Here is a 13,986-nt window from a genome sequence, read left to right on the forward strand (position 1 = left end):
TTCTATTGATATGCATCGCTGTCGATGCCGATACCTTGCCGCAACCCAATTTGGCGATAGCTAATCGTCATTGGCAAAGCTGGTGTTATTCATGATTTGTTCGGTAATCTGTTCCAGCAGGGGCCACAGGCGCGTAACGATGCGCCTTGCCCGCTCTGCCTCGTCGGCCGGTTCGCCCGGCGCCAGGGTTTCCAGGTTGTGGCACAGTTCGGCCAGCCCCAGGGCGCCCACGGTGCGCGCCGATGACTTGATGCGGTGTCCCAGTTCGCGCACCTGCTGCACGTCGCCGCGCGCCAGGGCCGCATCGATGTCGCCAAAGCCATCCTGCGTGGTCTGCAGGAACTTGAAGGCGAACTTGCGCACCTTTTCCGGGTTGTAGCTCAGCAATTTGGCCAGGATGGACAGGTCGATCACTTGCGGGTCGCCGGCCAGGGTGGTCTTGAAGGCGGGCGCGGCGCGGCTGCGCGCCGGTGGCGGCGGCGTTTCGTGCGCCGGCAACCAGCTGGCGATGGTCTGGTACATCATGGCCGGCTGGATGGGCTTGGAAATGAAATCGTCCATGCCCGCTTCCAGGCAGCGCACGCGGTCTTCGCTGGTGGCCGTGGCCGTCATGGCCAGCACGCGCAGGTGCGCCAGCTGCGGGTCGGCGCGGATGTGGCGCGTTGCCTGCAAGCCATCCATCAGCGGCATCTGCACGTCCATCAGCACGCAATCGAACTGCGTCTGGCGCAGCAGGTCGAGCGCCTCTTCGCCATTGTTGGCCAGGCAGACGGAGGCGCCCGCTTCCTCCAGCAATTCCAGCGCCACTTGCTGGTTGAACGTATTGTCTTCCACCAGCAGGATGCGCGCATGCTTGAGCGTGCGCATCACCAGGGCCGCGTCGGCGCTGGCGCGCATGGCGGCCGCCGTCTGCACCATGCTGTCAAGCATGGCGGGTGCGGCCTGGTCGGAAATGCCCAGATTGGCCGTGAACCAGAAGGTGCTGCCGGCGCCGGGACGGCTGTCGACGCCCACGTCGCCGCCCATCAGCTGTGCCAGCTGCTTGCAGATGGCCAGGCCCAGGCCCGTGCCGCCATATTCGCGCGTGGTGGAGGTGTCGGCCTGCTGGAAGGACTGGAAGAGCTTGCTCATTTCATCCTGCGACAGGCCGATGCCGTGGTCGCACACTTCAAAGCGCACGAGGCAGTGTTTCGCGTCCGCCACCACCCTGCGCACTTTCACGGTAATGCTGCCCTGTTCGCTGAACTTGATGGCGTTATTGGCGTAGTTGATCAGCACCTGCCCCAGGCGCAGCGGGTCGCCCACGAGCACGGCGGGCAATTGCGGGTCGATCTCGAACAGCAGTTCCAGGTTCTTGCCGGCGGCGCGTGGCGCGACCACCGTCATCAGCGTTTGCACCACATGGTCGAAACTGAAGTTGACACGCTCGATTTCCAGCTTGCCTGCCTCGATCTTCGAGATGTCGAGGATATCGTCGATGATACCCAGCAAGTGTTCTCCGGCGAAGCGGATTTTTTCCAGGTAGTCGCGCTGGCGCGGTTCCAGGTCCGTCTTCAGGGCGAGATACGCCATGCCGATCACGCCATTCATCGGCGTGCGGATTTCATGGCTCATGTTGGCCAGGAATTGTCCCTTCGCCAGGCTCGCTTCTTCGGCCACCTGCTTGGCCTGGTCCAGCTGCTCCGTGCGCTGCGCCACGCGCTCTTCCAGATGTTCATTGAGTTCGCGCAAGGCGCTTTCGCTGCGCTTGTGATACGTGATGTCCGTCAGGCTGGCCACGACCATGCCCACCTTGCCGTACTCATCGCGGATGGCCTCGGTATTCACGGATAGCCACGACAGGCTGCCGTCGGGCTGCTGCACGCCCATCAGCACGTCGCGCATGGCCTCGCCCGTCGACAGGGTGATGTGCACGGGATGGCTGCGCTGGTCGAAGGCGGAACCGTCTTCGCGGATGGCTTGCCACAGGCTGTTGCCGGCCGGACTGGCCGCCAGCATGCGTTCGGCGGCGGCGTTGCTTTCCAATATGTGGCCGTGGCTATCCTGCACCACCAGGCCATTTGTCACGGCGCCGAACACGGACGCCATGCGCTGGCTCGAGTTCGACAGCGCGATCGACGCCTGGCGGCGCTCCGTGATGTCGGTAATCATCGCCAGGGTGCCGCCCGGTTCGCCATTGTCCGACTGGATGCTGGTGCTCGACAGCAAGCCCCACAGGCTGGACTGATCCTTGCGGAAGAAGCGGAAATCGACCTGGTCCGGCTGGCTGGCGAAGCTGCCGTGGCTAGCCAGGCGGCGCTGCATCAGCAACTGGCTGTCGCGGTCCATGAAGTCGAGCAGGGGACGGCCCAGCATTTCCTGCACCGTATAGCCCAGCATGTGCGCCATCTTCGGGTTGACGAACGTGGTCTTGCCGTTCGCATCCGTCATCCAGATGCCTTCGGCGGCCGTCTGCACGATCAGGCGGTAGCGTTCCGAACTGGCGTGCAGCGCTTCCTCTGCGCGTTGCCGCTGCGTCATGTCGCGCAGCGAGACGATGGAAAACACTTGCCCGGCCATCCGCAGCGGCGACAGGCTGACCTTGGCGGGGAAGTGCGTGCCGTCGCGGCGTCGCGCCATCATCACCCGGCCCGGCAGGCTGTGCCGCCCTTGCGGGTCGCCCACGGATTGGCTGGGCGTGCTTTCCGGTACCAATTGCTCCAGCGACATGCCCGTCAATTCGGCCAGCGGATAGCCGAAGCAGCGCGCGCCGATCTGGTTGGCATAATGCACCTTGCCCTCGACGTCGGCCACCAGCATGGCTTCGGGCGCCGCTTCCAGCATCGAGCGCATGCGCGATTGCTCGTCCTGCTTGCGCTCGCTGATATCGCAGACGATGCCGCTGGCCTGCGTGGCGGCGCCATCCGAGGCGCGCGACAGGACGGCGCCGCGCGCCAGCAGCCAGCGCCAGTGACCGTCGCTGTGACGCAAACGGAATTCGCAATTGAAGGTGCCGGGTGTCTGGCCGTCCAGATGCTGGCGAAAGGCCAGGCTCAGGCGCGCGCGGTCATCGCGGTGGACTTCGGCCAGCCAGTCGGCCAGTGCATGCTCGAGCTGGGCATGCTTGTCGCCCAGGACGTCCTGGTATTGGGGCGCGAATTGCAGCCGGTCGGACTGGCGGCGCCAAGTCCAGCCGGCCATGGTGGCGCCGCGCAAGGCTTGCATGGCATCCTGCTCAGCCTGGGCATGCGCGGGCTGGGGCTGGCGGCGCAACTGCTGGCGCAAGCGCCAGGCTTGCCAGCAAGCCAGTCCCGCCAGGGCGGTGGCACTGGCGGCAGCATACGGCCACAGCAATGCCGGCGCCATGCCGGGCGCCGCCGCCTGCACCGGCAGCGAAAGCGCCATGCCTGCCGCCAGCATCGTATGAGCGAGCCGGCGCAGCGCAGGGCGCCGAGGGCGTGGTGCGCTGAAACTCGTGTGGCTGCAATACGACAAATGCATCCCTTTCTGGGGCGTGATTGGACTAGGCTGGCAGTACATGAGGCGCGCTCAAATAAACGCCTGCGGCGCTTTCTGGCGGCAACTATAGCATCGAATATTTACTCGGAGTATTTAGTTTCAGAAACGGCCAAAACGGGATTTTTTTCACCCCGAAATGGCTGTTTTTTTCGCGATTTGGTGAGAATTCGTTAGAAAGTTGGCGCGAAATCGTGCTACTCAATAGAGGCGATAGCCTTAGCTAAAACTGCCGGCGAACTGATAGCGGTGTCCGGGATGCCACATGGTGGCGATCGAGGCGATCTTGCCGCCCGAGCGGGTCTGGCGGCGCAGCACCAGGCAAGGCTGTTTGGTGTCGATGGCCAGCATTTCGGCGATGTCGCGCGGCGCCGACAGCGCTTCGATGCTGTAGGTGGCGCCTTGCAGGGGCGCGGCGGCCATCAGGTATTCGTTCGGCGTGATGCTGGAAAAGTCCTGTGTCATGTAGTCGGGCGCGCACTCGGGATTGACCCAGCGGTCTTCCACCTGGATCGGCACGCCATTTTCAAAATGCACGATCAGCGAATGAAACAGCGGGTGTTCCGGCGGCAATCCAAATTGCTTGGCCAGCAGGTCGGACGCCTTGGTGCGTTCCAGCAATTGCAAGCTGCTGCGGTGGATATGTCCGCGCGCGCGCACTTCATCGGCGATACTCTTGATTTCCAACAAGGTCGCCTGGTACTTTTGCTGCGCCACATAGGTGCCGGATCCCTGGCGCCGCGTCAGCACCTGCTCGCTGGTCAGTTCGCGCACGGCGCGGTTGACCGTCATGCGCGAGACGCCGAATTGCTTCACCAGCGCTTGCTCGGAGGGAATCACGTCGCCTTCCTTCCAGCGTCCGGCAGCGATGCCGGCCAGCAGAAAATCCTTGATGCGCTGGAAAATGGGCGTATTTTCTTGTGTATTGTGGTCGTCCAATGCGGTTTCTCCGGGGCACGGGCAGGGCGCGCCGCCGGCTGGAGGCGCGATGGCCGATTTTAGCACCGAGCACGATGCCTGCCGCCAGCCTTTTTTTGAATTCAAAAGCAAGCGCCGGAGTGCGGCGCGCATGGGCGCTGGCTATGCTGGAGATTGACTATAGACTTGCACGGAGTTCGCCATGGAACACGCTTACCTGACTGACGATGAACGCTGGGATGCCCTGCAGCGGCGCGCGCCCGACGCCGACGGCGTCTTTTATTATTCGGTGCGCACGACCGGTGTGTATTGCCGGCCATCTTGCGCGGCGCGCCCTGCCTTGCGCCGCAACGTGGCTTTCCATGCCAGTTGCGAGCTGGCGGAGGCGGCCGGCTTTCGTCCCTGCCTGCGCTGCAAGCCGAATCTGCCGCCGCTGGCCCAGCGCCAGGCGGCCATCGTGGCCGACATCTGCCGCCTGATCGACGCCAGCGACGAGCTGCCTGACCTGGACAGCCTTGCCAGGGCCGCCGGCATGAGCCGCTTTCACTTTCACCGCGTCTTCAAGGCGCATACGGGCATCACGCCGAAAGCGTACGCGGCGGCGCGGCGCGGCGAGCGCCTGAAGGCTGGCTTGCAGGGCGCAGGCAATGTCACGGAAACGTTGTACGCGGCCGGCTTCAATTCCAGCGGCCGCCTGTATGCCGCCACGCCAGGCTTGCTGGGCATGACGCCGGGCGCGTTCCGCGACGGCGGCAGCGGCGCCGTGATCCGTTTCGCCATCGGCGCCTGCTCGCTGGGCGCCATCCTCGTGGCCAGCACGGACAAGGGCATCTGCGCGATTTTGATCGATGACGACCCGGAAGTGCTGCTGCGCGACTTGCAGGACCGCTTTCCCCGCGCCGAGCTGCGCGGCGCCGAGCCCGAGTACGAGCAGACGGTGGCGCAAGTCGTCGGCCTGGTCGAAGCGCCAGGCCTGGGCCTGGACTTGCCGCTCGACGTGCGCGGCACGGTGTTCCAGCAGCGCGTGTGGCAAGCCTTGCGCGAAATTCCCGCCGGCAGCACGGTCAGCTATGCCGAGCTGGCGCGGCGCATCGGCGCCCCGCAAGGCGCGCGCGCCGTGGCCTGTGCCTGCGCCGCGAATGCCCTGGCCGTCGCCATACCCTGCCACCGCGTGGTGCGCAACGATGGCGCGCTGTCCGGCTACCGCTGGGGCGTGGAGCGCAAGCAGGCGCTGCTTGAGCGCGAGGGGGAACGGTGAGGGCGTTGGACTGGCAGCAGATCGAGGATGAACTGAATCAATACGGCTGTGCCGTCGTGCCGGGCTTGCTGAAGGTGGAGACCTGCGCCGCGCTGGCGGCGCAGTACGACGATGCGTCGCGCTTTCGCAGCAGGGTGGTGATGCAGCGCCATGGTTTTGGCCAGGGCGAGTACCAGTATTGGGCCTATCCGCTGCCGCAGCCGGTCGCCGAACTGCGTGCTGCCTTGTATCCGCCGCTGGCGGCCATTGCCAACCGCTGGCACGTCAGCATGGGCATCGACAGCCGCTTTCCTGTGGCGCACGGGGATTTCCTGACGCGCTGTCATGCGGCGGGACAAACCCGGCCTACGCCCTTGCTGTTGCGCTACCGCGAGGGCGATTACAACTGCCTGCACCAGGACTTGTATGGCGAGCACGTGTTTCCGCTGCAACTGGCCGTGCTGCTGTCGCGCCCGCACGAGGATTTCACGGGCGGCGAGTTCGTGCTGACGGAGCAGCGCCCGCGCATGCAGTCGCGTGCCGAAGTGGTGCCGCTGGCGCAGGGCGACGCCGTGCTCTTTCCCGTCGCGCAACGCCCCGTCAATGGCACGCGCGGCAGCTACCGCGTCAACATGCGCCACGGCGTGTCGCGCCTGCGTTCGGGCTTGCGCCACACCCTGGGCATCATTTTTCATGATGCGAGCTGAACGTTAGCAGCGGCGCTTGAGTTTCCAGGATTACATGGCATGATGGCTGCTTCTTGTCACTCTTTCATTTCTGCCATGTCCGCGCTGCTCCGCCTGTTGTGCCTGTTGACCATTTTCCTGCTGCCCGCAGCCCATGCGGACGACGGCGTGCCCGCGCTCGTTGCGGAGGCCGCGTCCGTCGTGGCGCCGTCGCAGGCCCCGGCGGCCAGGACGGCGCCGCTGATGTTTGCCAACCGCAAGGTATTTGTCTTCCGCGCCGCGCTGGCCGGCTATCCGCCCGATGAGCGGGCCATCGGCGCGCAGCGCCGGCTGGAAGGCGTGCTGGCCAAGAATGGCCCCTTGCAGACGAGCACGCGGATGATTCCCGAAGGCACGCAAGTGCTGCTCGATGGCGTGCAGCTGTTCGTCGTCGTGCCTGGCGACGTCAACCAGCTGGCCGGCGACACGACGGAAAGCGTGGCGAAAACGGCCGCCGCCGAGTTGAGCAAGGCCGTGCTCGATTACCGCGAACAGGGCAGCTGGCGCTACCTGTCGATCGCGGCCGCCGTGTGCGCGGCCGCCACCCTCGTGTTCTGGCTGGTGTGGATGGGCTTGACGCGCCTCTATCACTGGGCCAAGCGACGCAGCGGCATCCTGCTGGCCTCGCGCCTGCGCGATGTGCGCCTGAAGAATGTGCGCGTGCTCGATGCCGAACACTACATCGCCTTCGCGTATCAGCTGCTGAGCGCCGTGCTGTGGGGCTTGCGCCTGATGGCCACGTATCTGTGGGCCGCCTTCGTGCTGGGCCGCCTGCCCTACACGCGTTCGTGGGGCGAAAGCCTGAGCGGCTATTTGTTCGACGTGGCCGCCGACGTCTTCCACGCCATCATCGGCGCCTTGCCGGGGCTGGTGCTGGTCTGCGTGATCTTCGCCATCGCGCGCCTGATCGCCGCCACGGCCGCCTCGCTGTTCAAGCGCGTGGAAAGCGGCGAATTGCAAATCGGCTGGCTGGACAAGGACACGGCCCTGCCGACGCGCCGTATCGCCAGCGTGGTGATCTGGCTGTTCGCGCTGGCCATGGCGTATCCGTATCTGCCCGGCTCGCACACGGCCGCCTTCCAGGGACTGTCCGTGCTGGTGGGCCTGATGGTGTCGATCGGCGCGTCGAGCATCGTGGGGCAGGGCGCCAGCGGCCTGATCCTGATGTACACGCGGGCCCTGCGCAAGGGAGAATATGTGCGCGTGGGCGACAGCGAAGGCACGGTGGTCGACGTGGGCATGTTCGAAACGCGGCTGCGCACTGGCCTCGGGGAAGAGGTTGCCTTGCCAAACGCCTGGGTGATGTCGCAGACGACAAAGAACTATTCGCGCGCCCAGCCCGGCGGCGGCTTCGTGCTCGACTCCACCGTCACCATCGGCTATGCCACGCCGTGGCGGCAAGTGCACGCCATGCTGGAACTGGCCGCCTCGCGCACGACGGAATTGTCCACCACGCCGAAACCGTACGTGATGCAGCTGGCCCTGCAAGATTACTACGTGCAATACCGCCTCGTCGCCTACGCCAGCGCCGAAGTCCCCCGCCAGCGCGCCGAGGTACTGAATCGCTTGCACCAGAACATCATCGACGTCTTCAACGAATTCGACGTGCAGATCACCTCGCCGCACTACATCGATGACCCGAAAGAGTCGCATGTGGTGCCGCCGGAGCAGTGGTTCAGGGCGCCGGCGCAAAAGCCGGAGGACGGGGCCAAATAAGGTCACGCGACATGCTGCCCGGCCATGGCGCGCTTCGCGTGAAAATGCCAGGGTATGCCCATGGCGCCCTGGTGGCATTGACCGGGCGCAAGGCCTGCGCGCTTGCGTTAAGATGCCGGGCGTTTCATTGAGAAGAAAGAGTCCCCATGTCCAGCCCATCCAACATCGAATCCTCCCGCACCGCCTGCAGCCTGGCCGCCGCCCTGGCCGGCGATCCGTTCTACCGCACCGTCACGGTGGCGTGCGGCGCCGATGAAACGGCGCGGCTGGCCATGCTGGAAGCCTACTTCGCGCTGGCGCTGGAAGAAGGCCGCCAGGCGGGGCGCGTCGACCTGGCCGATGCGGCGGGCCATGGCGCCGCCATCTGGACGACGGATACGCCGGCAGCCCAGCGCCAGGCCGCGTATGGGCAGCGCGAAGCCGCCTTGCGCGCGCTGCTGGGGGAGCAGGGCTTCGCGCATTTCACGGCCATCGTCGCGAACATGGAGCACGCGCTGGCGCCGCACGGTTTGCAGGATGCCTGGTATCTGTCGATCGCCGGCATCGCCCCGGCCGCGCAAGGGCAGGGGCTGGGCGCGTCCGTGCTGGCGCCGGGGCTGGCGGCCGTCGATGCGGCGCGTGCCGCGTGCTTCCTGGAGACCTACAACGAGCGCAGCCTGCCGTTCTATGCCCGTCTGGGCTTCGTGGCGGCGGGACGCTACGCGGAAGCCGTCACGGGCTGCGATTACTGGCTGATGGTACGAGCGCCCGCGCTGCCTGATTGACCATTTTGCCAATTTCTATACACTCGTCTTTTTTCTAACGACTAAAAGACCTGGAGATGGAAATGCCGACCTTGCGCCGCACCCTGCTTGTTCTCGCCTGCCTGGGCACCCTGCCCGCCGTGCACGCCGATACCGTCATCGACAATGCCAACGGCTACACGCTCAACGCAGCCGGCAAGGTGCTGCGTTTCACGGCGCTGGCGTTTGACGACGGGGGCAAGCTGCTCGCCGTCGGCAGCGCCGCGCAGGTGAAACGCAAGGCGGCCAAGGGCGCCATCCATGTCGACGTGCAGGGAAAAACCGTGCTGCCAGGTCTGATCGACGCGCATGGTCACGTGTTCGGCCTGGGGACGATCGCCAGCGGCGTGATGCTGTACGGTTCCTCCTCGCTGCCGGCCGCCGTGCAGGCCGTGGGCGACTTCGCCCGCGCGCATCCGGAACGCAGCTGGGTCGTCGGCAATGGCTGGAATCAGGAAATCTGGAAGCTGGGGCGCTTTCCCACGGCAGCGGAACTCGATGCGGCCGAAAGCGCGCGGCCCGTGTGGCTGCGCCGGGTCGATGGCCACGCGGGCTGGGCCAACAGCCGCGCGCTGGCGCTGGCCGGCATCACGCGCGCCACACAAGATCCGGCGGGCGGCAAGATCGAACGCGACGCGGACGGCAATGCCACTGGAGTGCTGGTCGACAGCGCCATGGACTTGATGGATGCCGTGCTGCCCAAGCCGGGCGACGTGGAAAACCGCGCCGCCCTCGATGGCGCGCTGGCGCAGCTGTCGCAGGTGGGGCTGACCAGCGTGCACGATGCGGGCATCGGCCAGATGCAGGACCGGCTGTTCCGCGACTATGCGGACCACGGCAAGCTGACGGTGCGCGTGTACGGCATGATCGCGGATACGACGGAAGACTTCGACGCGCTGGCGAAAAACGGCCCCCTGAACAGCTATGCGCGCGACATGTACGCCTTGCGCGCCGTGAAACTGCTGTCCGACGGCGCCCTGGGCAGCCGCGGCGCGGCCTTGCTGGCGCCGTACAGCGACGATCCTGCTACCAGCGGCCTGCTGTTCTACCCTGACGCTGCCATGCGCGCGAAGATGGAAAAAGCCATGCGCGCCGGCTACCAGGTCAATGTGCATGCCATCGGCGACGCGGGCAACCATCAAATCCTCGATGGCTACCAGGCCTTGACTGCGCAATACCGCAGCGTGGGCCTGCGCCACCGCATGGAGCACGCGCAGGTGGTGCAGTTGTCCGACATCCCCCGTTTCAAGGCGCTGGGCATCGTGCCGTCGATGCAGCCGACGCACGCCACCTCGGACCAGAACATGGCGGAGCAGCGCGTGGGTCACGAGCGCATCAAGGGCGCGTATGCGTGGCGCACCTTCCTCAAGCAGGGCTCGCGCATCGCCTGCGGTTCCGATTTTCCCATCGAGTCGCCGAACCCGTTCGAGGGCATCCACGCGGCCGTGACGCGGCAGAATAGCGAAGGCTTCCCTGCCGGTGGCTGGTATCCGCAGCAAGCGATGACGGTGACGGAAGCACTGCGCTGCTTCACCCTCGACGCGGCTTGGGCGGCGCACCAGGAAAAGGTCATCGGCACCCTGGAAGCGGGAAAGTGGGCGGACTTCGTCGTTGTCGACCAGGACCTGTTCAAGGTCGAACCCAAGGCCATCGGCAAGACGCAGGTGCTGCAAACGTGGGTGGCGGGCAAGCGCGTGTTCGAGAAAAAATAGCGACTTTGGGTCTGCAAAAATCTGTTGACTTGGTTGTATAGACAACCTATGCTGGTAGCACCAGAGCGGGCCAAGTATGCCCGCTCGCACCCTACGAGGAGACAGCATGAACAGCACAATGGACACCGATCCACGCTTTGATGCCAGCCGTACCATCCGCGCCCCGCGCGGCACGGTCATGGCTTGCAAGAGTTGGCAGGCCGAGGCGGCCTACCGCATGTTGCAAAACAACCTGGACCCGGAAGTGGCGGAAAATCCGCAGCACCTGGTCGTCTATGGCGGCATCGGTCGCGCGGCCCGCAACTGGGCCTGTTTCGACCAGATCCTCGCCTCCTTGCGCGAGCTGGAAGACGACCAGACCTTGCTGATCCAGTCCGGCAAGCCGGTGGGCGTGTTCCAGACCCACGCGGATGCGCCGCGCGTACTGATCGCGAACTCCAACCTGGTGCCGAAATGGGCCAACTGGGAACATTTCAACGAACTCGATCGCCAGGGCCTGTTCATGTACGGCCAGATGACGGCCGGCAGCTGGATCTATATCGGCACGCAGGGCATCGTGCAGGGCACGTATGAAACCTTCGCCGAAGCGGGCCGCCAGCATTTCGGCGGCGACTGGGGCGGGCGCTGGATCCTGACGGCGGGCCTGGGCGGCATGGGCGGCGCGCAGCCGCTGGCCGCCACCATGGCGGGCGCCGTGTCGCTCAATATCGAATGCCAGCAAAGCAGCATCGATTTCCGTTTGCGCACGCGTTACCTGGACAAGCAGGCGGCCAGCCTGGACGAAGCCCTGGAGCTGGTCAAGTACCATACGGAGCGCAAGGAAGCCATTTCCATCGGCTTGCTGGGTAACGCGGCCGAAGTGCTGCCGGAACTGGTGCGCCGCGCGAAAGCGGGCGGCCTGGTGCCGGACCTGGTGACGGACCAGACGTCCGCGCACGACCTGGTCAACGGTTACCTGCCGCGCGGCTGGAGCGTGTCGGACTGGAAGGCGGCGCAGCAGGACCCGCAGCGCCATGCGCGCCTGACGGTGGCCGCCGCCGATTCCTGCGCCGCCCACGTGCAAGCCATGCTCGATTTCCACGCCATGGGCGTGCATACCGTCGATTATGGCAACAATATCCGCCAGGTGGCGTTCGACCAGGGCGTGCAGAACGCCTTCGATTTCCCCGGCTTCGTGCCCGCCTACATCCGCCCGCAGTTCTGCGAGGGCCGCGGCCCATTCCGCTGGGTGGCCCTGTCGGGCGATCCGGAAGACATCTACAAAACGGATGCGAAGATCAAGGAGCTGTTCCCGCACCATAAACAGGTGCACCACTGGCTGGACATGGCGCGCGAGCGCATCGCCTTCCAGGGCCTGCCGGCGCGCATCTGCTGGCTGGGACTGGGCGAGCGCCACATCGCCGGCCTGGCCTTCAACGAGATGGTGCGCACGGGCGAGCTGAAGGCACCCATCGTCATTGGCCGCGACCACCTGGACACGGGTTCCGTCGCCAGCCCGAACCGCGAGACGGAAAGCATGAAGGACGGCACGGACGCCGTTTCCGACTGGCCGCTGCTGAACGCCATGCTGAACACGGCCGGCGGCGCCACCTGGGTTTCGCTGCACCATGGCGGCGGCGTGGGAATGGGGTATTCTCAGCATGCGGGCATGGTCATCGTGGCCGACGGCAGCGAAGCGGCGGCGAAACGCCTGGCCAGGGTACTGGTCAACGACAGCGGCTCTGGCGTGATGCGCCATGCCGATGCCGGCTACGAAACAGCGGCCGCCTGCGCCAAGCGCAACGGCCTGATTCTTCCCATGCTTCCTTGAGACTTAGACGCGAATGACTATGACACAGCACTCCAAAAGTTGGACGTTAAAACCCGGCGCGATGACCCTGGCCGACCTGCGCGCCGTCTGGGCCGCGCCGGCAAAATTGACCCTCGCCGCCGAGGCCTATCCCGTCATCGAAGCGTCGGCCGCCGCCGTGCAAGCCATCGTCGCCAAGGGCGATGCGGCGTATGGCATCAACACGGGTTTCGGCTTGCTCGCCAAGACGCGCATCCCCGATGAAAAGCTCGAGCAATTGCAGCGCAACCTGATCCTGTCGCACTCCGTCGGCACGGGAGAACTGCTGTCGGATGCCGTCGTGCGCCTGATCATGCTGATGAAGATCGGCAGCCTGGCGCGCGGTTTTTCCGGCGTGCGCCCGCTGATCGTCGATACCCTGATCGCCCTGTACAACGCGGGTATCATGCCGGCCATTCCCGCCAAGGGTTCCGTCGGCGCCTCGGGCGACCTGGCGCCGCTGTCGCACATGACGCTGGCCATGCTGGGCGTGGGCGATGTGCGCGTCAACGGTGAATTGATGGCGGCTCCCGAAGCGCTGGCGCAGGCGGGCATCGCGCCCGTGGTGCTGGCGGCGAAAGAGGGCCTGGCGCTGATCAACGGCACGCAAGTGTCGAACGCGCTGGCGCTGCATGGCCTGTTCATGGCCGAGCGCCTGCTGGAAGCGGCCATGGTGACGGGCGCGCTGTCGCTCGACGCGGCCAAGGGCAGCGATGCGCCGTTCGACGCGCGCGTGCATGCCGTGCGCGGGCAGCCGGGCCAGATACTGGCCGCGCAGATGTACCGCCAGCTGGTGGCGCACAGCGCGATCCGCGCCTCGCACCTGGAAGGCGACGAGCGCGTGCAGGATCCGTACAGCCTGCGCTGCCAGCCGCAAGTCATGGGCGCCTGCCTCGATTTGATCGTCAACGTCGGCCGCACCCTGCTGATCGAAGCCAATGCCGTCACCGACAATCCGCTGATCTTCCAGGATGGTCCCAACGGACAGGCGGAAATCGTCTCGGGCGGGAATTTCCATGCCGAGCCGGTGGCCTTTGCCGCCGACACCCTGGCGCTGGCGATTTCCGAAATCGGCGCGCTGGCCGAGCGCCGCATCGCGCTGCTGATCGACGCCACCTTGTCCGGCCTGCCGCCCTTCCTCGTGCGCGACCCTGGCGTCAATTCCGGCTTCATGATCGCCCACGTGACGGCTGCCGCGCTGGCATCGGAAAACAAGTCGCTTGCCCATCCGGCCAGCGTCGACAGCCTGCCGACTTCCGCCAACCAGGAAGACCATGTGAGCATGGCCACGTTCGCCGGGCGCCGCCTGGACGACATGGCGCACAACACGGCCGTCATCGTTGGCATCGAGCTGCTGGCCGCCGCGCAGGGCATCGATTTCCACCGTCCGCTGAAAACCTCGCCGCACCTCGAACATGTCCACCAGCAGCTGCGCCAGAAGGTGCCGTTCTTCGACGCCGACCGTTTCTTCGCGCCCGATATCGAAGCGGCCAAGCAGATGGTGCTGCAGGGTGAGTTGAGCAGCACGTGCAAGAATTTGTTCGCCCCGCTGTACGCCTGAGCGGGAGCAAGG

At 65.6% G+C, this 13,986-nt stretch carries 9 protein-coding genes; 7 read left to right on the plus strand and 2 right to left on the minus strand.

Features of this window, described 5'->3' with window-relative positions; translation table 11 throughout:
- Positions 1 to 60: 60 nt before the first annotated feature.
- A complete protein-coding gene (locus tag BLT98_RS10705) occupies positions 61 to 3,384 on the minus strand; it encodes a PAS domain-containing hybrid sensor histidine kinase/response regulator (RefSeq protein WP_092608628.1) in 3,324 nt (1,107 codons plus the stop codon).
- 330 nt (positions 3,385 to 3,714) lie between these two features.
- Entirely contained in the window at positions 3,715 to 4,434 is a 720-nt protein-coding gene (gene hutC, locus BLT98_RS10710) for a histidine utilization repressor (RefSeq protein ID WP_070254615.1), read from the minus strand.
- Between the two features lie 181 nt (positions 4,435 to 4,615).
- Here hutC and ada point away from each other — a divergent pair, with 181 nt between their 5' ends.
- From ada to hutH, 7 genes are all read left to right on the plus strand, one after another.
- Positions 4,616 to 5,671, plus strand: a complete 1,056-nt coding sequence (gene ada, locus BLT98_RS10715) for a bifunctional DNA-binding transcriptional regulator/O6-methylguanine-DNA methyltransferase Ada (protein WP_092607543.1) — start codon at positions 4,616 to 4,618, stop codon at positions 5,669 to 5,671.
- The gene (locus BLT98_RS10720) at positions 5,668 to 6,357 is read left to right on the plus strand and encodes a 2OG-Fe(II) oxygenase (protein ID WP_092607546.1); all 690 of its coding nucleotides are present in this window, start codon (positions 5,668 to 5,670) and stop codon (positions 6,355 to 6,357) included. The genes ada and BLT98_RS10720 overlap by 4 nt, the downstream gene beginning before the upstream one ends.
- Positions 6,358 to 6,432: 75 nt before the next feature.
- Positions 6,433 to 8,091: a mechanosensitive ion channel family protein gene (locus tag BLT98_RS10725; RefSeq protein ID WP_092607549.1), complete on the plus strand. Its 1,659-nt coding sequence runs from the start codon at positions 6,433 to 6,435 to the stop codon at positions 8,089 to 8,091.
- 146 nt (positions 8,092 to 8,237) lie between these two features.
- Positions 8,238 to 8,855 carry a GNAT family N-acetyltransferase gene (locus tag BLT98_RS10730; RefSeq protein WP_092607553.1) on the plus strand — a complete coding sequence of 206 codons (618 nt, stop codon included), beginning with the start codon at positions 8,238 to 8,240 and terminating at the stop codon, positions 8,853 to 8,855.
- Positions 8,856 to 8,917: 62 nt separating this feature from the next.
- Complete coding sequence (locus BLT98_RS10735) at positions 8,918 to 10,585, plus strand: amidohydrolase (RefSeq protein ID WP_092607556.1); 1,668 nt, start codon at positions 8,918 to 8,920, stop codon at positions 10,583 to 10,585.
- 106 nt (positions 10,586 to 10,691) lie between these two features.
- Positions 10,692 to 12,395: a urocanate hydratase gene (gene hutU, locus BLT98_RS10740; RefSeq protein ID WP_034780490.1), complete on the plus strand. Its 1,704-nt coding sequence runs from the start codon at positions 10,692 to 10,694 to the stop codon at positions 12,393 to 12,395.
- 19 nt (positions 12,396 to 12,414) lie between these two features.
- Positions 12,415 to 13,974 carry a histidine ammonia-lyase gene (gene hutH / locus BLT98_RS10745; RefSeq protein ID WP_034780488.1) on the plus strand — a complete coding sequence of 520 codons (1,560 nt, stop codon included), beginning with the start codon at positions 12,415 to 12,417 and terminating at the stop codon, positions 13,972 to 13,974.
- Positions 13,975 to 13,986 lie beyond the last annotated feature (12 nt).

Origin of the sequence: Janthinobacterium sp. YR213 (assembly GCF_900099875.1) — a bacterium.
In the GTDB taxonomy this organism is placed as follows: Bacteria; Pseudomonadota; Gammaproteobacteria; order Burkholderiales; family Burkholderiaceae_D; genus Janthinobacterium; species Janthinobacterium lividum.